Genomic DNA, 18193 nt, shown 5'->3' on the forward strand with positions numbered 1-18193 from the left:
GACGAATTTATTTAATGATACACTTGTGTATCGTAAATAAACAATGATATCGTCGAAAACAAGAAATACAGAAGAACAAGAAAAAATTCTAGCGATACAAAAAAGTATCAGATAACGACGGGAGGACGGAGTGGGAATCCGACTGAAATCGCTGATCCGTTATGGATCGATGTTCGTGGCCGCGGTGCTGGTTCTGTTCGCGGTCTGGCTGGGCGGCGCGCTATGGGCGCGCGCGCAAATACGCGACGTCAATGCGGGAAGTACGCGCATCTTCGCCGAGGACGGCGTCGCCGAGCAGGAGTACGTCACGCTCGGCGGCGTGCGCCAATGGATCAGCGTGCGTGCGATGACGCGCGGGCAGCCCCTGCTGCTGTATCTGCACGGCGGTCCCGGCGGCGTGATCAGCGATGTCTCCTATGTCTTCGCCAGACCCTGGGAAGATTTTTTCACCGTCGTGCAGTGGGATCAGCGCGGCTTCGGCCGCTCGGCGATCGATCTCGACACGATGGCGCCGGTTACCGAGGAGCAACTCGTCGCCGACGCGATCGAGCTGATCGAGCAACTGCGGAAGCGTTACGGTCAGCGCAAGATCGTGCTCGTCGGCCAGTCTTTCGGCACGATCATCGGCGCGGGCGTGGCGCGGCAGCGCCCCGATCTGCTGCACGCTTATGTCGGCTTGGGCCAGGTGACGAACTGGTCGACCATCTTCGCCGACGCGCGCGCCGCCATGCTCGCGGACGCGCACGACGCGAGCGATCCCGCGCTCGTCGACGCACTCGACAAACTGCCGCCCGCGCCGCCGGCGAGCGATCCCGTGGCATACGCGGGCTGGGGCGACCGCATCCAACTCGAAGCGGTGCGCCGCGGCCACTTTTGGTACAACGCGCGCAGCGAAGGCGATCTTTTGCGGCGCATTTTGAACTGGCAGTTGCTGTCGCCGACGCAGTCGCTGGGCCAGATCGGCGCGAGGCTCGTCGGCAGCGGCAAAGAAAAGACTTTGTTGCCTGTGCTGCGCTCGATCGCGGACTGGGATTTCCGCAAAAAGCTCGGCACGCATTTCGACGTGCCGATGATCTTCGTCTCGGGACGCCACGACTTCATCACGCCGGTCGGCAACGTCATCGCGCTCGAACGCGAAATCGACGCGCCGTCGAAATCGATGAACGTGTTCGAGCATTCCGCGCACGTGCTCGTCGTCGAAGAACCCGGACGCATGCTGCGCGTGCTGACCGATCAAGTCCTGCCGATCGTCGAACACGCGACGCAGGAGGCCGCGCCGCCATCGCAGGCACCAGGCGCTTCTCCGTAACCCGATCCAAATCCGGCGTCCGCGGCGGCCACGCCGGGCGCCGTCAGCCGTGCCATCCGAAAAAAAAGAGAGGAGGGGAAATGACGAAACGTTCAGCGAACCGCTTTGAGATACCGACCATCGCCAGCGTGCTCGCGTTGTTGTCCAGTTGTGCCTTTGCCGCCGAACCGGCGGACAAGCCGGCCGAGAGCGAGGCGAACGCGCTCGCCCCGATCATCGTCACCGCGCAAAAGCGCAGCGAGAACGTGCAGGTCGTGCCGATTTCGATCAGCGTGCTCGGCAGCGAGCGCCTCGAACAGATGCATGCGACCCAGCTTGCCGACTACGCGAACTACATGCCGGGCTTGCAGGTGATCAGCTCGGGCACGCCCGGTGCCGGCACGGTGGCGATGCGCGGCATCTCGCCGCTCGGCGCGAATTCGACCGTGTCGACCTACATCGACGAAACGCCGCTCGGTTCGAGTTCCTTTTACGCGCACGCGTCCGGCAATATCCTCGATCTGCTGCCGTACGACGTCGAGAGCTTCCAGGCTTTTCGCGGTCCGCAGGGCACGCTCTGGGGCGCCGGCGCCTTGGGTGGCGTGATCCAGTACACGACGCGCAAACCCGATCTCGACGAGACCTCGCTGCGCGCGGGCATGGACATGTTCGGCGTGGACGGTGCGGGCAATGTCGGCGTCACCGCGCGCGCGCAGATCAATCTGCCGCTCGTGCCGGGCCAGCTTGCGCTCAGCGCGAGCGCGGCGCGGCAGGATACGCCGGGCTACATCGACAACGTGCGCCGCGGCGGCAACGACCAGAACGGCTACTCGCAGACGGCCGGCCGCGTCGCCCTGCGCTGGAAGGCGAGCGACGATCTCGACATCGCGCTCAGCGCGATCAAGCAGAAAGTCGATGCCGACAACGACAGCAACGTCGCGCTCGATCCGGTCACGCTGCGCCCGCTCTACGGCAAGTGGCGCAACGACAATTACGTCGCCGAGAGCAACCGGCGCGATCTCGACTACTTAAGCGCGACGGTGAACTGGGACGCCGGTTTCGCCGATTTTGTCTCGGCGACGAGTTATTCGCGCACGAGTTTCAGCTCGGTCGTCGACGGATCGAAGTCGTACGGCATGCTGTTTGGGCTGTTCGGCCAGCCGCCCGGCGTGGTTCCGTTTCAGGCGGATCTGCGTCTGTACAAGACGACGCAGGAGTTTCGCTTGACCTCGAAACCCGACGACCGTTTCGAGTGGCTGGTCGGCACGTTCTACACCAATGAAACCAGCCGCAACTATCAGGTCGCCGGCGCGCTGAATACCGATCTCGTTCCGGTCGCTGGACTCGATCCCTTGTTCGTTGCGCAACTGCCGTCGAGCTACAAGGAATATGCGCTGTTCGGCAACGTCACCTGGAAGTTCGGCGAGAAGTTCGACATCGCCGCGGGCCTGCGCTGGGCGCGCAACGAGCAGGAATTCAGGCAGGTCAGCACCAGCCTCGTGCTGCCGTCGACCGACCGCCTCGGCAGCTCTGCGGAAAACGTGCGCACCTGGTCGATCGGGCCGCGCTGGCGCATCGGTGCGGACACGATGCTCTATGCGCGCGTCGCCACCGGCTATCAGCCGGGCGGCCCGAATGTGGTGCTGCCAGGCATTCCGCCGACGGTCGCCGCCGATACGCTGACCAACTACGAGGCCGGCGTGAAGACGGATTTGTTCGATCATCGCCTGACTCTCGATGCGGCCGTGTACAACATCGACTGGCGCAAGATCCAGGTCACCGCGACGCAGGCCGGGTTCAGTTACACCGTCAACGGCGGTAAGGCGAACAGCCGTGGTTTCGAAGGATCGGCGGTGTATTCGCCGGTCGCTGGTCTGCGCCTTGGCTTCGCCGCGGCCTACACCGATGCGACTTTGTCGGAAAACGTGCCTTCGATCGGCGGCCTCGACGGCGATCGTCTGCCCTACGCGCCGAAGTGGAGCGGCTCGGCGACGGCGGATTACACCTTCGCCCTCAACGGCAGTTGGACTGCGCGTATCGGCGGCGGCGTGCGCTACGTCGGCGAGCGCGTCACCACGGTGACGCATAGTCCGCTCGCATTGCCATTGGGCGCCTACGAGGCGGTCGATCTCAATGCCGACATCGCCAACGACCGCTGGACCGTGCGCCTGTTCGTGAAGAACCTGACGAACAAGGGCGCGTATCTTTCGGCGACGCCGCTGACCAGTGCGCTGACCGGCGCGATCGTCGACGTGCGCGCGACGCCGCTGCAGCCGCGCGTGATCGGCGTGGGTTTCGACGTGAAACTTTGAGCGGGCGCGGAACGCTGAGGGGGCGAGTCCGCACGCAAGCGCACAGCGCCGCAATCGAGGCTCTGTCGCCGCCGTATTCGAGCGGAGTCGCTTCGGCGTGAGTCGGTGAAGTTCGGTTGGGCCGCGCGTAATGCGCGGCCTCAAAGGAATCGGGCAGCGATCGCGGCATTGCGCCGCCTGCCGCTACGGCGGCGTGCAATTCCTGCGTGACTCTTGTGTGGCGCGGCCTCAGCGGCCGCGCGATTTGCCGGTGCGCTTTGCCGCGGGCTTCGATTTGCGTTTCGGCGCGGCGGCGGATTTCGTTGCGTCGTGCAGCACGGCATCGTTGTCGCCGTGCAAGGTCAGCAGTGACTGCATCAGTCCTTCGTCCGCGCTCGACATGACCGCGAGCACGACGGCTTCGTCGCACTGCTCGGCGACGTAGGCGTGTCCCATATTGCTGTCGATGTAAATCGACTCGCCCGCGCCGAGCACGATCGGATCGTAGAACTCGGTGTGCACCTTGATCGCGCCAGACAGCACGTAAAGATATTCCTCGCCCGAGTGGCGCACGAGTTCGCCGAATTCGTGCACGTTCTTCGCGCGGATGTGCGTGATCGCCGGCACCATGCGTTTGCGCCGCAGTTCGGTGCAGAGATAGTAATAGTCGTAGTTCTTCGTGTTGACGCGCACCGCGTCTTCGATGTGGCCGATGCTACGGCGCGCGGTGACCGTGGACTCGCCGGCCGCGTCGGGATCGGCGAACAAGTCCGCCATGCGCATGCCGAGGCGCTGACTGAGCTGCTGCAGCTTGTCGTAGGTGAGGGTGAGGCGGTCGTGTTCGACCTTGGAAAGAGTCGACACGGGAATATCCACGCGCTCGCTCATTTCCTTCAGCGTCCATGCGTTGCGCGTGCGCAGCGAGCGCATGACGCTGCCGAGCGTCGGATGGCGATTGTTCGAATCCATGTTGTTTCCTGATTGCTGTCCTTGGGTGGCCTGCAGGTCGCGGCAGGTGTCCGATCGGAACCGCGGCCGCGCCGGCTTTTTGGGCACTGCGAGAAGCATACGCTCCAAGCGTGTATCGTCAATATTTGTCCTGATTAGAAAATTTCTATTGACAATTTTCCGATTGGGACTAGAGTGGCCTCACAAGAGACAGTATCGTTGGGAGACGAACATGTCATCGCACCAGGCCTCGTTGTCCATGAGCCGTCGCCGTCTGCTTGCAGCCGCCGCCGGTGCCGCCGTTACCGGTTTCATGCTTCCGCGCTTCGGTCGTTCCGCGACTGCCGCTGCGCCGGAGCGAAAAAAGTATCCGAAGAAAGTAACCGACATCGTCGAGCGCTCGCTCGTGATCGACATGCTCGCGCCGCTCAAGCTCGACTTCCGCCCCGAGGCTTACGCCGAGCCGCTCACCGCGGCCGATGCGGAGATGTTCCGCTCCTGCGGCATCACCGGCTTCCACAATTCGATCGGCGTCGGCGGCGCGAGCGCCTATGACGACGCATTGAGTTTCCTTGCGGCGTGGAGCGGCTTCGTCGCGCGCAACACGGACGTGTTCACCCAGGTCGGCGTCATCACCGATCTCGACAAGGCCAAGGCGCAGCGCAAGATCGCCGTGATCATGGGTCTGCAGAACGCCGACGAATTCCGCAGCGTGAAGGACGTCAAGGAATTCTTCCAGCTCGGTCTGCGCTGCGCGCAGCTCACGTACAACACGCAGAACCTGATCGGCAGCGGTTCGACCGAACGCGTCGACGGCGGCATCAGCGACTACGGCGTCGAAATCATCAAGGCGATGAACGAGGTCGGCATGCTGATCGACGTCTCGCACAGCGGCGACCGCACCACGCTCGAAGCGATCGAGTTGTCGCCGCGGCCGATCGCGATCACTCATTCCAACTGCCGCGCGCTCAACAACCATCCGCGCCTGAAAACCGACGAAGCGATCAAGAAGCTCGCGGCCAAGGGCGGCGTCATGGGCATCACCGGCGTGCGCATGTTCGTCAAGGACAAAGACCCGACCACGATCGAAGACATCGTCGACCACATTGATCACGTAGCCAAGCTCGTCGGCGTCGAGCACGTCGGTATCGGTTCGGACTCGGACCTGATGGGCTACGACAAGATGCCGCCCGACCAGTACAAGCAGCTCAAGGCGGCGTACAAGGCGAGCTACGCGTTCCGCGACAAGATCGACACCGAAGGTTTCGACCATCCGCGCAAGGTCTATGACCTGACCGAGGCGCTGCTGCGCCGCGGTTACAGCGAAGCCAATATCCAGGCCGTGCTTGGCGGTAACTTCCGCCGCCTGCTCGCCGAATCGTGGGTGCCGCGACCGCCCGCGCCGCAGAAGAAGCCCGAAGACGGCAAGCCCACCGATGCGACGCAGGAGAAGAAGTGATGGCGACGAAGACCCGCTTTGCCATACCGACCTTGGTCAGCGCGTTCGCGCTGCTCGCCGTCGCCGCGCATGCGGCCGACGACGTGACCAAGCCGGCGGACAGCAACAACCCCGACAACACGCTCGCACCGATCATCGTCACCGCGCAGAAGCGCAGCGAGGACGTGCAGAGCGTGCCGATCTCGATCAGCGTCATCGGCAGCGAGCAACTCGAACAGATGCATGCGACGCAGTTGTCCGACTACGTCAATTATCTGCCCGGCGTGCAGATGATCACGTCCGGCACGCCGGGGCTCGGCGCGGTGGCGATGCGCGGCATCTCGCCGCTCGGATCGAACGCGACGGTGTCGACTTACATCGACGAGACGCCGCTCGGTTCGAGTTCGTTCTACGCGAGATCGGCCGGCAATGTGCTCGATCTGCTGCCGTACGATGTCGAGAGCTTCCAGGCACTGCGCGGACCGCAGGGCACGCTGTGGGGCGCGGGTGCGCTCGGCGGCGTGATCCAATACGTCACCCGGCAGCCCGATCTCGATCAGTTTTCCATGCGCGTCGGCGGCGACGTGTTCGGCCTCGACGGTTCGGGTGGCCTCGGCGTCGGCGCCCGGGCCAGCCTCAACGCGCCGCTGATCCCGGGCCAGCTCGGCCTCAGCGTCAGCCTCGCGCGGCAGAACACGCCGGGCTACATCGACAATCACCGCACCGGCGAGAGCGACCAGAACAGTTTTTCGCAGACCGCAGGAAGAGTCGCACTGCGCTGGAAAGCGACCGACGATCTGACCATCTCGCTTGCCGCGATCAAACAGAAGATCGACGGCGACAACAATGCCAACGTCGCCCTCGACCCGCTGACCTTGCAGCCGATTTACGGCAAGCGCTACAACAACAATTACGTACCCGAGCCGACCACGCGCGATCTCGACTATTTCACCGCCACGGTGAACTGGGACGCCGGCTTCGCCGACTTCGTTTCGGCGACGAGTTATTCGCAGACGATCCAGCGCGGCGTGCAGGACGCCACAATGACTTACGGCGTGCTGTTTCCGGCGTTCGGCCAGCCAGCGCCCGGCCTGTCGGACTTCAGGCTCAAGCTGAATCTGTACAAGGTGACCCAGGAGTTCCGCCTTGCCTCGAAATCCGACGACCGCTTCGAGTGGCTGGTCGGCACGTTCTACACCAACGAAACCAGCCGCAACTACCAGCGTGCGAGCGCGGAGAAGTTCGACGGCACGCCGATCCCCGGGCTCGATCCGCTCGCGCTTGCGCAGCTGCCGTCGAGCTACAAGGAATACGCGCTGTTCGGCAACGTCACCTGGAAGTTCAACGACAAGTTCGACATCGGCGCGGGCCTGCGCTGGGCGCGCAACGAGCAGGAGTTCACCCAGATCAGCAGCGGATCGATCCTGCCGACCACGATCACGCCGGGCAGTTCGGCCGAGACTGTGCGCACCTGGTCGGTCGGGCCGCGCTGGCATCTCACTCCGGACACCATGCTGTATGCGCGCGTCGCGACCGGCTACCAGCCGGGCGGCCCGAACGTCGTCCTGCCGGGCGTGCCGGCGACGGTCGGCGCGGACACGCTGACCAACTACGAATTCGGACTGAAGACCTCGCTGATCGATCATCGCCTGATTCTCGACGCCGCGGTGTTCAACATCGACTGGAAGAAGATCCAGGTCAGCGCCTCGAACAACGTCGCGACCTATCTGGTCAACGGCGGCACGGCGAACAGCAAGGGCCTCGAATTCTCCGCGCTGTACACGCCGGTCAACGGTCTGCGCCTCGGCTTGAACGGCGCCTACACCGACGCGAAGCTGACCGAGAACGTTCCCGCGGTCGGCGGACTCGATGGCGACCGTCTGCCGTTCATTCCGAAGTGGAGTGGCTCGGCGACGGCCGACTACTCGTTCCCGCTGAGCGGCAGCTGGACCATGCGCGTCGGCGGCGGTCTGCGCTACGTCGGCGACAGCTACACCATGGTGAATCACAGCCCGCTCGCGCTGCCGATGGACAGCTACGCCGCTGTCGATCTCAACGCCGACATCGCCAACGACCGCTGGACCGTGCGCTTCTTCGTCAAGAATGCTACGAACAAGAATGTGTACGTGTCGCTCTCGCCGATCCAGAACGGCGGCACCGGTGCGATTTCCCAGGTGTCCGGAACACCGCTGCAGCCGCGCATCGTCGGCGTCGGCTTCGACCTGAAACTCTGAAGGACTGTTCAAGATCATGCAGATCAATCCGCTTACCCGCGATACCTCGATCGAGCCGCTGCCGTCGCCGTACTTGCTGTTTCTCGGCGACGCGACCGAACCCGGTTTCGCCAAGACCGCGTTCGGCCTGCGCGACTGGGCGCCCGAGCGCTGTCTCGGCGAGTGGTCGACGAATGCCGCGACGGTGACCACCGGCCTGCCGCGGCTGACGCCGAAAGAGGCGCGCATGCGCGGCGCGCGCGGCCTCGTCATCGGCGTGGCCAGCATCGGCGGCGCGATCGGCGCGAGCTGGATTCCGCATCTGGTCGAAGCGCTCGAAGCGGGACTCGATCTGGTCAGCGGCATGCACCATCGTCTGACCGACGTACCGCAACTCGCGGCCGCCGCGGAGCGCTGCGGGCGCAAGCTCGTCGATGTGCGCGTGCCGCCGCCGAACATCCCGATCGCATGCGGGCGCAAGCGCAGCGGCAAGCGCCTGCTCACTGTCGGCACCGATTGTGCGCTCGGCAAAAAGTACACCGCACTCGCGATCGCCAAGGCGTTCACGGCGAAGGGCGTTGACGCCGATTTCCGCGCGACCGGGCAGACCGGCATTCTGATCGCCGGCTCGGGCATGCCGATGGACGCGGTGATTTCCGATTTCGGCGCGGGCGCCGCCGAGATGCTGAGTCCCGACGCGGCGCCGACGCACTGGGACGTGGTCGAAGGGCAGGGCTCGCTGTTCCATCCGGCCTACGCGGGCGTCTCGCTCGGCCTGCTGCACGGCAGCCAGCCCGACGTGATCGTGGTCTGTCACGAAGCGGGCCGCACGGAGATGATGGGGTATCCAAGTTATCCGCTGCCGAGCATCGAGGACACGATCAGTCTCAACCTCCGGCTCGGCGCACGCACGAACGCCGCGATCCGCTGCGCGGGAGTGAGCGCCAACACATCGCGTCTCGACGAAGCGGCGGCGCGCGAGTGGCTCGCGCGCGAAAGTGCGCGGCTCGGCATGCCGGTGGCGGACCCGATCCGTGGTGGGGAAGAATTCGAAAAGCTCGTCGCGGCCTGTCTTTCTTGAAGGCCGCAGCGAGAGGGAAGGCGACAAGTTGCAGAGTCCCGTCGTTGCCCGCGTGTTTTTCGCGGGAATGACAGAAAATTCGCGATCGTGGGAGGACAAATCATGAAAAAAGCAAAATGGTTGCTCGCGGTTTCCGCCGCGTTGACGACGCTGTTCGCAGCCGCGCAGGCACCGACCGAAACTTCGCCGCCCGCGGCGGCGGCAACCGCGCCGCCGGTCGCCGACTCGGTGCCCGGTCTGACCAAGACCGACGTCGACGCCTGGCTCGACGGCTACATGCCTTACGCGCTCGCGACCGGCGACATCGCCGGCGCGGTCGTCGCAGTGGTCAAGGACGGGCAGATCGTCACTTCGCGCGGCTACGGCTACGCCGACGTCGACGCGCGCAAGCCGGTCGATCCGAAATTGACCTTGTTCCGCCCCGGTTCGGTGTCGAAGTTGTTCACCTGGACCGCGGTGATGCAGCAGGTCGAGCAGGGCAAGATCGATCTCGACGGCGACGTCAACAAGTATCTCGATTTCCAGATCCCTGCGCGCGACGGCAAGCCGCTGACCATGCGCCAGATCATGCAGCACGTCGGCGGATTCGAGGAGCAGGGCAAGGAGATCATGACCTACGGCCCGAACCCGCCGAAGTTCGACGACCTGCTCAAGCGCTGGACGCCCGAGCGCGTGTTCGAGCCCGGCACGACGCCGGCCTATTCGAACTATGCGACCTCGCTGGCCGGCTACATCGTCCAGCGTGTCTCCGGCGAGTCGTTCGACGACTATCTCGACAAGCATCTCTTCGCGCCGCTCGACATGAAGCACTCGACGTTCCGCCAGCCGCTGCCGGCGGCGCTCGCACCGCTGATGTCGAAGGGCTATCGGCGCGCCTCCGAGCCGCCGATCGAATTCGAGAACGTCGGCCCGGCGCCGGCCGGCTCGCTGGCGTCGCCCGGCGAGGACATGGCGCACTTTATGATCGCCCATCTCAACGGCGGCGAGTACAACGGCAACCGCATCCTGCGCGCCGACACGATCGAGAAGATGCACAACAGTCCGCTGACCCTGCTGCCGCCGCTCAACCGCATGGAGCTCGGCTTCTTCGAGACCAACCTCAACGGCCGCCAAGTGATCGCGCATCTCGGCGACACCCAGGTATTCCACACTTCGCTGCATCTGTTCCTCAAAGACAACGTCGGCTTCTACGTGTCGTTCAACAGCGCCGGCAAGGAAGGCGCGGTCGGTCCGCTGCGCGGCGCACTGTTCCAGGACTTCGCCGATCGCTATCTGCCGAACGTCGCGCCGCCCGACGGCAAGGTCGACGAGAAGACGGCGAAAGAACACGCGCAGTTGATGGCCGGCAAGTGGACGGTGTCGCGCGGATCGCGGTCGAACTTCCTCGCGATCACCGACTTCATCGGCCAGAACACGCTCAGCGTCGACGAAAAAGGCAATCTCGTCACGCCGTTCAAGACGCTCGGCGGCGCGCCGCGCCAGTGGGTCGAGATCGCGCCGTTCGTCTGGCGCGACAAGAACAGCCACGATCGCTTCGCCGCCAAGGTGGTCGACGGCAAGCCGGTGCGCTGGAGCTTCGACACGATATCGCCGTTCATGGTGTTCGACCGGCCCGAGTGGTACCGCGATTCGGGCTGGTTGATGCCGTTGTTCTCGCTCGGCCTCGGCGCGCTGCTGCTCACCGGTCTGTTCTGGCCGATCACCGCGATCGTGCGCCGCCGCTACGGCGCCAAGCTCGCGCTCGACGCGAAATCGCTGAACGTATATCGCTGGAGTAGGATCGCCGCGATCGCCGTGGTTGCCGCGATTGCCATCTGGGCTTTCACCGTCACCACGATGATGAAGGACCTGAGCAACTTCAGCTCGCGCTTCGACGGCGTGCTCTGGTTCGCCGAAATTTTCGGCACGGTGGCCTTCATCGGCGGCTTCCTCGTGATGCTGTGGAATCTCGCCACGGTCTGGCGCGGCGACCCCCGCTGGCCGGCGAAGACCTGGAGCATCGTGCTCGCGCTGTCGGCCTTCTTCGTCCTCTGGGTCGCGCTCGCGTTCAAGCTGATCCATTTCGGCACGAACTTCTGATGCCCCTCGGTAGACCGCTTGCGCCGCAATGACCGGCGCAGGCGGGATGCCGTTGCGGTTGCTAAGCAAAACCCGTTCGCCCGGAGCACATCGAACGGCGAACGTCACGGCGGATTGCCGTTCGTGCTTCGACGGGCAAGGCGCATCGCCGCCGGGTTTGTCGAAGCATCGCCGCGAACGGCACGGCGCATTCGCCTTCAACCTGCTGCATATCGGAGTGGATTTCTGATGCCTTCACGCAAGCTGCACGTCGAGATCAAGGAACTGCGCTTTGTCACGCCGTTCCGCATCTCGGGCTATCTGTTCGAGAAACAGGACGTCGTCATCGTCACCATCGAAGAAGGTGCGCATCGTGGCCGCGGCGAGGCCGCTGGCGTCTACTATCTCGGCGACACGGCAGCGAGTCTCGTCGCCGCGATCGAAGCGCACCGCGGCGAGATCGAGGCGGGCCTCGACCGCGCCGGCCTGCAACGGCTGATGTCGGCCGGCGGCGCGCGCAACGCGGTCGACTGCGCGCTCTGGGATCTCGATGCGAAGCGCAGTGGCCAGAGCGTATTCGAGCTTGCCGGTCTAGCGCCGCCGAAGGCACTGCTGACGACGTTCACGCTCGGCGCGGATGAACCCGCGGCGATGGCCGAAGGCGCGCGCCGCTATGCGCAGGCGCGTTCGCTCAAATTGAAACTCACCGGCGATCTCGAACTCGATCTCGCGCGCGTCAACGCGGTGCGTGCGGCGCGGCCCGAGACGTGGATCGGCGTCGATGCGAACCGCGGCTACGCGATCGCCGAACTCGATGCGCTCGTGCACGGGCTCGTTGCGGCCGGCGTGTCGCTGCTCGAACAGCCGCTCGCGCGCGGACGCGAGGCCGATCTCGAAGGCTACGTGTCGCCGATTCCGATCGCGGCCGACGAAAGCGTGCTGACCTTGGACGAAGTGCCCGCTCTGGTCGGACGCTTTAATATCGTCAACATCAAACTCGACAAGTGCGGCGGACTCAGCGAAGGCCTGGCGATGGCACGCAAGGCGCGCGAACTCGGCCTCGGCGTGATGGTCGGCAACATGACCGGCACGAGCCTGGCGATGGCGCCGGGCTTCGTGCTCGGCCAGCTCTGCGACTTCGTCGACCTCGACGGGCCGATCTTCATCGCCGACGATCCCGAGCCGCGCGCGCGCTACGCCGACGGCACGATCTGGTGCGGCACGGAACTCTGGGGCTGAGCGCACATCGCGCATGAGCACCGCGACCGCCAACGCGCTCGAGCGCACCTGGTTCGGCCAGCCACGCGGATTGACCGTCCTGTTCCTGACCGAGATGTGGGAGATCTTCTCCTACTACGGTATGCGCGCGCTGCTGGTCTATTACATGACCAAGCAACTGCTGATCGGACAGGAGCGCGCGTCGCTGATCTACGGCGCCTACACGGCGACCGCGTACTTCACGCCGATCTTCGGCGGCATGATCGCCGACCGCTGGCTCGGCAAGCGCCGCGCGGTGATACTCGGCGGCAGCATCATGGCCGTCGGGCATTTCCTCATGGCGTTCGAGCCCGCGTTCTATCTTGCTCTCGCAACGATCGCGCTCGGCAACGGCCTGTTCATGCCGAGCCTGCCGAGCCAGATCGACGACCTGTACAAACCCGACGACGCGCGCCGCGGCTGGGCCTACAACGTCTACTACGTCGGCATCAATCTCGGCGGTTTCCTCGCGCCGCTGGTCTGCGGCACGCTCGGCGAGTTCTACGGCTGGCATTGGGGTTTCGGCGCGGCCGGAATCGGCATGCTGGCCGGACTGTCGATCTACGTGCTCGGCGGAAAATATCTGCCGGCGCAGGAGCGCGTGGTGCGCGTCGTCGAGAAAGCGAAAATCTCCTGGACCGAGTATCGGCCGACCCTGCTGCTTCTGCTCGCGGTCGGCCTGTCGGTGACCGTGTTCCGCGCGGCCTATGAGCAGATCGGCAACACCGTTCCGTTGTGGGCCGACGTCGGCGTCGATCGCGCGACGAGCTTCGCGACGATACCGATGACCTGGTTCCAGTCGCTCAATCCCTTGCTCGTGTTCCTGCTCACGCCGCCGCTGCTCGCGTATTGGCGCCGGCGCGCGCAGACGCAGCGTGAGCCGACTTCGATGCAGAAGATGGCGCTCGGCGCGGTGATCGTCGCGGGCGCGTATCTGCTGCTTGCGTTCGCGGCATTCGAGGTGGGGCAGGGACGTGCGCACTGGCTGTGGTTCGTCGCCTATTTCGCCATCTTCACGATCGGCGAATTGCATATCCTGCCGGTCGGTCTCGGATTGTTCGCGCGGCTGGCACCGGCCGGCTACGGCGCGACGACGATCGCAGCCTGGTTCTGCGCGATCTTCACCGGCAGCCTCTGCGCGGGTTTCGTCGGCCGCTGGTGGAGTTCGCTGAGCCACGCGGCTTTTTTCTTCGTCCTCGCCTGTATCGCGCTGCTTGCCGCGGCCATGCTGATTGCGCTCGACCGCACGGCGCGGCGCATCGAGCGGCAGCGCTTCGATAGCATCGCAGCGACGACCGCATCCCTCGTTCCGACACACGGCTGAGCATACGATCATGTCCTCCTGGTTCCAGCGTTTTCTGTTGCCGGGGTTCGCCTTCAAGGCCGTGGTCATCGGCGGCGGCTATGCGACCGGCAGAGAGCTTGCCGAGTTCTTTATGCCGAGCGGGCCGTGGGGCGGCGTCGCCGCGATGGCGCTCGCGACCCTGATCTGGAGCGCGGTGTGCGTTGCCACGTTCGCCTTCGCCCGCCTGGTCGGTGCGCGCGACTATCTGAGTTTCGTGCGCGCCTTGCTCGGCCCGGGCTGGGTCGTGTTCGAGATCGCCTACGTCTTGTTCGTGGTGTTGATCCTCGCCGTGTTCGGCGCGGCCGCGGGCGCGATCGGCGAAGCCATGTTCGGCCTGCCCAAGCTCGTCGGTACGCTTACGCTGATGGCCGGCATCGCCCTGTTCGCGACCTTCGGCAACACGTCGGTCGAGCGCCTGTTCAAGTACGTGTCGTTTCTGCTCTACGCGGTCTACGCGATCTTCGTCGTGCTCGCGATCACGCGTTTCGGCGACCGCATCCTCGCCGGCTTCTCGGTGCCGGCCTCCGCCGACGGCTGGGCGCTCGGCGGCGTGACTTACGCGAGCTACAACATCATCGGCGCCGTGGTCATCCTGCCGGTCCTGCGCCATCTGACCAGCACGCGCGACGCGGTGATCGCCGGTGCGATCGCCGGTCCGCTCGCGATGGTGCCGGCGCTGCTGTTCTTTGTCTGCATGGTCGCCTATTACCCCGAAGTGGCGAACGAGACCCTGCCGTCGGATTTTCTGCTGCAGAAATTGAATCTGCCGGTGTTCCACCTGCTGTTCCAGTTCATGATCTTTGCCGCCCTGCTCGAAAGCGGCACCGGCGCCGTACACGCGATCAACGAACGCATCGACAAGGCCTGGCGCGTGCGCCACGGTGTCGAGCTGTCGGCCGCTTCGCGCCTCGCGATCGCCCTCGTGCTGCTGGTCGGCTGCATGCTGCTCGCCGATCGCTTCGGTCTTGTGGGATTGATCGCCAAGGGTTATCGCGCGCTTGCGGCGATCTTCCTTGCCGTCTACGTCTTGCCGGTGATGACGCTCGGCGTCGCACGACTATGGCGCAGCCGCGGCATCGAAGGAAAACGATTGCACCACGGAGAACACGGAGGGCACGGAGGGCACGGAGAAAAAGCCGTGAAGAGTCCTTTGTGATGCCGTTGCTTTGCGTGTTCTCCGCTTTTCCCGGCGTTCTGCGTGTGGCCGTCGTTTGATCCCGCTTTCATCTGTGGTCGTGGAGGATTTATGAAGAAATCCCTTTTCCCGCTTTTCGCTGTCTTGTTTGCTGCGTCGGCCGTTGCCGCGCCACCCGCCGATTTCGAAGCGCGCGTCGAAAAACTGCGCAAGGAGGTCGGCGTGCCCGGCATGGCCGTAGCCATCGTCGAGGACGGCAAGGTGACGATGGCCAAGGGATTCGGCACGCGCGCGCTCGGCCTGAACGAAGCCGTCGATGCCGACACGATCTTCATGACCGGCTCGACCGGCAAGGCGGTGACGAGCGCCGCGCTCGCCGTCCTCGTCGACCGCGGCAAGATCGGCTGGGACGACAAGGTCATCGACCACATGCCCGATTTCGCCATGTACGACCCCTGGGTCACGCGCGAGATCACGATCCGCGATCTGCTCGTACACCGCAGCGGCCTCGGCCTCGGCGAAGGCGACCTGCTGTTCGTGCCGCGCGCGGGCCTCTCGCGCGCCGAGTCCGTGCGCCGCCTGCGCTATCTCAAACCGGCGACGAGCTTCCGCTACGGCTTCGCCTACGACAACGTGCTCTACATGGTCGCGGGCCAGTTGATCGAAGCGGTCAGCGGCAAGACCTGGGAGAAGTTCGTCGCCGAAGACGTGTTCAAGCCGGCCGGCATGCTGCATTCGACCAGCGACGACGACGTGCGCTTCACCGTCGCCGACCGCGCCTATCCGCATGCGCGCATGGACGGCGGTCTGCGCGGCGTCGGCAAGCAGGAGCGCCTCGACGAGCGCGACGGCCTCGGCCGCAACGCCGCGCCGGCGGGCGGCCTCGCGGTCAGCGCCAACGACATGGCGCGCTGGCTGATCATCCAGCTCAACCGCGGCAAGCTGCCGGAAGGCGAGGGCCGGCTGTTCTCCGAAGCGCAGAGTGCGCAGATGTGGACGCCCGAAGTATTCGTGCCGACGAGCAAGCGGCCCGAGTCGCTCAAGCTGACCGTGCCGAACTTCAGCACCTACGCGCTCGGCTGGGGCGTGCAGGACTACCGCGGCACCAAGGTGCTGCAGCATTCCGGCGCGGTGCTCGGCTTCCAGACCATCGTCGCGCTGATCCCGGGCAAGAACGTCGGCTTCGCGATCATGATCAACAGCGAGGACAGCGGCATCTACGCCGGGCTGCTCTACGAACTCTACGACCACTATCTCGGATTCCCGCCGAACGATTGGCCGGCGAAGTTCAGCGCCTATCTGAAGGAACGCGCCGCGAAAGGTCTCGAAGCCTACAAGGCCGACGCCGCCAAGCCGGCCAAGGTCGGTCCGTCGCTGCCGCTCGCGCGCTACGTCGGCACCTATGCCGATCCGTGGTACGGCCAGATCGAAGTCTCGCAGACGAAAGGCAAGCTCTCGATCGATTTCAAATCGACGCCGCGCATGAACGGCGCGCTCGACCACTGGCAGTACGACAGCTTCGTCACGCGCTTCACCGACAAGACGATAGAGCCGGCCTACGTGACCTTCGCCCTCGATGCCGACGGCAAGATCACCGGCGTGACGATGAAGCCGGTGTCGCCGATCGCCGATTTCAGCTACGACTACCAGGACCTGTCGTTTACGCCCGTGGAAAAGTCAAAATAGGCGCACCCGACCGGGATCCCGTTTGCTTCATGCCGCTGTGCGCGGTGCGAAGCGAACACACCGGGATGGGTTCCACTTCCTGGCCAACCGCGAGACACCATGAACAACACTCTGCGTTCGACTATCCAGTACGCCTTCGCCGCCTGCGCCGCCGTCGCGGCTTGTGCTCCGCTGGCCGCCGCCGAAACCGACGCCGCGCTCGCCGCGCGGGTCGAGCGCGTGCTCGCGGCGACGCCGCTGATCGACGGCCACAACGATCTGCCGTGGGGCATCCGCGAGCGCTTCGGCAATGCCGACGGCGTGGACCTGCGCGCGGACACGCTGAAGCTGCCGCGCCCCGCGGATGCATCCGAAGACTGGATGCCGTTGATGACCGACATCCCGCGCCTGCGCAAGGGCCATGTTGGCGGCCAGTTCTGGTCGGTGTGGATTCCGTCTTCGTTGACCGGCGCCGCGGCGGTGCAGACCACGCTGGAGCAGATCGACATCGTGCACAACATGGTCTCGCGCTATCCGGCCGACATGGAAATGGCCGGCACGGCGGACGATCTGCTGCATGCGCGCAAGGCCGGCCGCGTCGGTGCATTGATCGGCATTGAAGGCGGCCATCAAATCGGCAATTCGCTGCCCGCGCTGCGCCAGATGTACGCGCTCGGCGTGCGTTATATGACCCTGACCCATTCGCAGAACAACGACTGGGCCGACTCGGCGACGGACACGCCGAAGCATCACGGCCTGACCGCCTTCGGCCGTGCGGTCGTCGGCGAAATGAACCGCCTCGGCATGCTCGTCGATCTGAGCCACGTTTCGCCGGAAACGATGAAGGCGGCACTCGCCGTCTCGACCGCGCCGGTGATGTTTTCGCATTCGAGTGCGCGCGCGCTGGTCGATCATCCGCGCGATGTACCCGACGACGTGCTCGCGCTGGTGAAGAAAAACCGCGGCATCGTCATGGTCAACTTCGCACCGCCGTACGTTTCCGCCGAGCGCGCGCGCTGGGAGGCCGACCGCGCCGCCGAGCAGACGCGCAACAACGCGCCGCCGTTCGCCGGCCTGTACATCGGCCAGCCCGATCGCGCCAAGGCCGCGCTGGCCGAATGGGATAAGGCGCATCCGCTGCCGCCGGTGACGATCGCGATGGTGGCCGACCACATCGAACATATCCGCGATGTCTGCGGCATCGACTGCGTCGGCATCGGCTCCGACTTCGACGGCATTCCGTCGACGCCGCAGGGCCTCGACGGCGTCGACAAGTATCCGGTGCTGTTCGTCGAGCTGGCGCGTCGCGGCTGGAACGACGCCGATCTCGCCAAGCTCGCCGCCGGCAACATCCTGCGCGTCCTGCACGAAGCCGAAGCCGCGGCCAAGCGCCTGCAGGCGACCGCGCGGCCGTCGTCGGCGACGATCGAAACCCTCGACGCCGCGCCGAAAAAATCTTCCTGAGAGGCGAAAA

General features: G+C 65.0%; 13 protein-coding genes. 12 read left to right on the forward strand and 1 reads right to left on the reverse strand.

All coding sequences use genetic code 11. The features are described from left to right. Nucleotides 1–130: 130 nt before the first annotated feature. Together FFS30_RS19050 and FFS30_RS19055 are read left to right on the forward strand one after the other, a co-directional pair. Entirely contained in the window at nucleotides 131–1309 is a 1179-nt protein-coding gene (locus FFS30_RS19050; protein ID WP_137914776.1) for an alpha/beta fold hydrolase, read from the forward strand. A gap of 80 nt (nucleotides 1310–1389) precedes the next feature. Then, nucleotides 1390–3600 carry a TonB-dependent receptor gene (locus tag FFS30_RS19055; RefSeq protein WP_137914777.1) on the forward strand — a complete coding sequence of 737 codons (2211 nt, stop codon included), beginning with the start codon at nucleotides 1390–1392 and terminating at the stop codon, nucleotides 3598–3600. A gap of 228 nt (nucleotides 3601–3828) precedes the next feature. Here the strand turns inward: FFS30_RS19055 and FFS30_RS19060 are convergent, their stop codons facing one another. Next, nucleotides 3829–4548: an XRE family transcriptional regulator gene (locus FFS30_RS19060; protein ID WP_137914778.1), complete on the reverse strand. Its 720-nt coding sequence runs from the start codon at nucleotides 4546–4548 to the stop codon at nucleotides 3829–3831. 238 nt (nucleotides 4549–4786) lie between these two features. On the opposite strand from FFS30_RS19060, the gene FFS30_RS19065 reads away from it, so the two are divergent. The 10 genes from FFS30_RS19065 to FFS30_RS19110 all read left to right on the forward strand — a co-directional run bounded on the left by FFS30_RS19065 (nucleotide 4787) and on the right by FFS30_RS19110 (nucleotide 18183). Next, the gene (locus tag FFS30_RS19065; RefSeq protein WP_171014754.1) at nucleotides 4787–5986 is read left to right on the forward strand and encodes a membrane dipeptidase; all 1200 of its coding nucleotides are present in this window, start codon (nucleotides 4787–4789) and stop codon (nucleotides 5984–5986) included. Next, nucleotides 5986–8199 carry a TonB-dependent receptor gene (locus FFS30_RS19070; RefSeq protein ID WP_137914779.1) on the forward strand — a complete coding sequence of 738 codons (2214 nt, stop codon included), beginning with the start codon at nucleotides 5986–5988 and terminating at the stop codon, nucleotides 8197–8199. Before FFS30_RS19065 ends, FFS30_RS19070 begins: the two co-directional genes overlap by 1 nt. 16 nt (nucleotides 8200–8215) lie before the next feature. After that, a complete protein-coding gene (locus FFS30_RS19075) occupies nucleotides 8216–9259 on the forward strand; it encodes a DUF1611 domain-containing protein (protein WP_137914780.1) in 1044 nt (347 codons plus the stop codon). 102 nt (nucleotides 9260–9361) lie between these two features. Beyond that, a complete protein-coding gene (locus FFS30_RS19080; RefSeq protein WP_137914781.1) occupies nucleotides 9362–11338 on the forward strand; it encodes a serine hydrolase domain-containing protein in 1977 nt (658 codons plus the stop codon). Between the two features lie 28 nt (nucleotides 11339–11366). Further along, nucleotides 11367–11567 (forward strand): hypothetical protein, encoded by a 201-nt coding sequence (locus tag FFS30_RS19085; RefSeq protein ID WP_137914782.1) that lies wholly within the window; start codon nucleotides 11367–11369, stop codon nucleotides 11565–11567. After that, nucleotides 11567–12556, forward strand: coding sequence for a dipeptide epimerase (locus FFS30_RS19090; protein WP_137914783.1), 990 nt, complete (start codon nucleotides 11567–11569; stop codon nucleotides 12554–12556). Before FFS30_RS19085 ends, FFS30_RS19090 begins: the two co-directional genes overlap by 1 nt. A 13-nt stretch (nucleotides 12557–12569) precedes the next feature. Then, nucleotides 12570–13898 carry a peptide MFS transporter gene (locus FFS30_RS19095; protein ID WP_137914784.1) on the forward strand — a complete coding sequence of 443 codons (1329 nt, stop codon included), beginning with the start codon at nucleotides 12570–12572 and terminating at the stop codon, nucleotides 13896–13898. 10 nt (nucleotides 13899–13908) lie between these two features. Then, nucleotides 13909–15075: a hypothetical protein gene (locus tag FFS30_RS19100; protein WP_212742520.1), complete on the forward strand. Its 1167-nt coding sequence runs from the start codon at nucleotides 13909–13911 to the stop codon at nucleotides 15073–15075. Between the two features lie 90 nt (nucleotides 15076–15165). Next, complete coding sequence (locus FFS30_RS19105) at nucleotides 15166–16740, forward strand: serine hydrolase (protein WP_137914785.1); 1575 nt, start codon at nucleotides 15166–15168, stop codon at nucleotides 16738–16740. Between the two features lie 99 nt (nucleotides 16741–16839). Continuing rightward, nucleotides 16840–18183, forward strand: a complete 1344-nt coding sequence (locus FFS30_RS19110) for a dipeptidase (protein ID WP_137914786.1) — start codon at nucleotides 16840–16842, stop codon at nucleotides 18181–18183. Nucleotides 18184–18193 lie beyond the last annotated feature (10 nt).

Origin of the sequence: Rudaea sp. 3F27F6 (assembly GCF_005503555.1) — a bacterium.
Taxonomy (GTDB): domain Bacteria; phylum Pseudomonadota; class Gammaproteobacteria; order Xanthomonadales; family Rhodanobacteraceae; genus Rudaea.

Bases quoted from the DNA above. Each gene is read 5' to 3' on its own strand.
- FFS30_RS19055 (WP_137914777.1), top strand. From the start codon at position 1,390: ATGACGAAACGTTCAGCGAACCGCTTTGAGATACCGACCATCGCCAGC.
- FFS30_RS19060 (WP_137914778.1), bottom strand. From the start codon at position 4,548: ATGGATTCGAACAATCGCCATCCGACGCTCGGCAGCGTCATGCGCTCG.
- FFS30_RS19065 (WP_171014754.1), top strand. From the start codon at position 4,787: ATGAGCCGTCGCCGTCTGCTTGCAGCCGCCGCCGGTGCCGCCGTTACC.
- FFS30_RS19070 (WP_137914779.1), top strand. From the start codon at position 5,986: ATGGCGACGAAGACCCGCTTTGCCATACCGACCTTGGTCAGCGCGTTC.
- FFS30_RS19075 (WP_137914780.1), top strand. From the start codon at position 8,216: ATGCAGATCAATCCGCTTACCCGCGATACCTCGATCGAGCCGCTGCCG.
- FFS30_RS19080 (WP_137914781.1), top strand. From the start codon at position 9,362: ATGAAAAAAGCAAAATGGTTGCTCGCGGTTTCCGCCGCGTTGACGACG.
- FFS30_RS19085 (WP_137914782.1), top strand. From the start codon at position 11,367: ATGACCGGCGCAGGCGGGATGCCGTTGCGGTTGCTAAGCAAAACCCGT.
- FFS30_RS19090 (WP_137914783.1), top strand. From the start codon at position 11,567: ATGCCTTCACGCAAGCTGCACGTCGAGATCAAGGAACTGCGCTTTGTC.
- FFS30_RS19095 (WP_137914784.1), top strand. From the start codon at position 12,570: ATGAGCACCGCGACCGCCAACGCGCTCGAGCGCACCTGGTTCGGCCAG.
- FFS30_RS19100 (WP_212742520.1), top strand. From the start codon at position 13,909: ATGTCCTCCTGGTTCCAGCGTTTTCTGTTGCCGGGGTTCGCCTTCAAG.
- FFS30_RS19105 (WP_137914785.1), top strand. From the start codon at position 15,166: ATGAAGAAATCCCTTTTCCCGCTTTTCGCTGTCTTGTTTGCTGCGTCG.
- FFS30_RS19110 (WP_137914786.1), top strand. From the start codon at position 16,840: ATGAACAACACTCTGCGTTCGACTATCCAGTACGCCTTCGCCGCCTGC.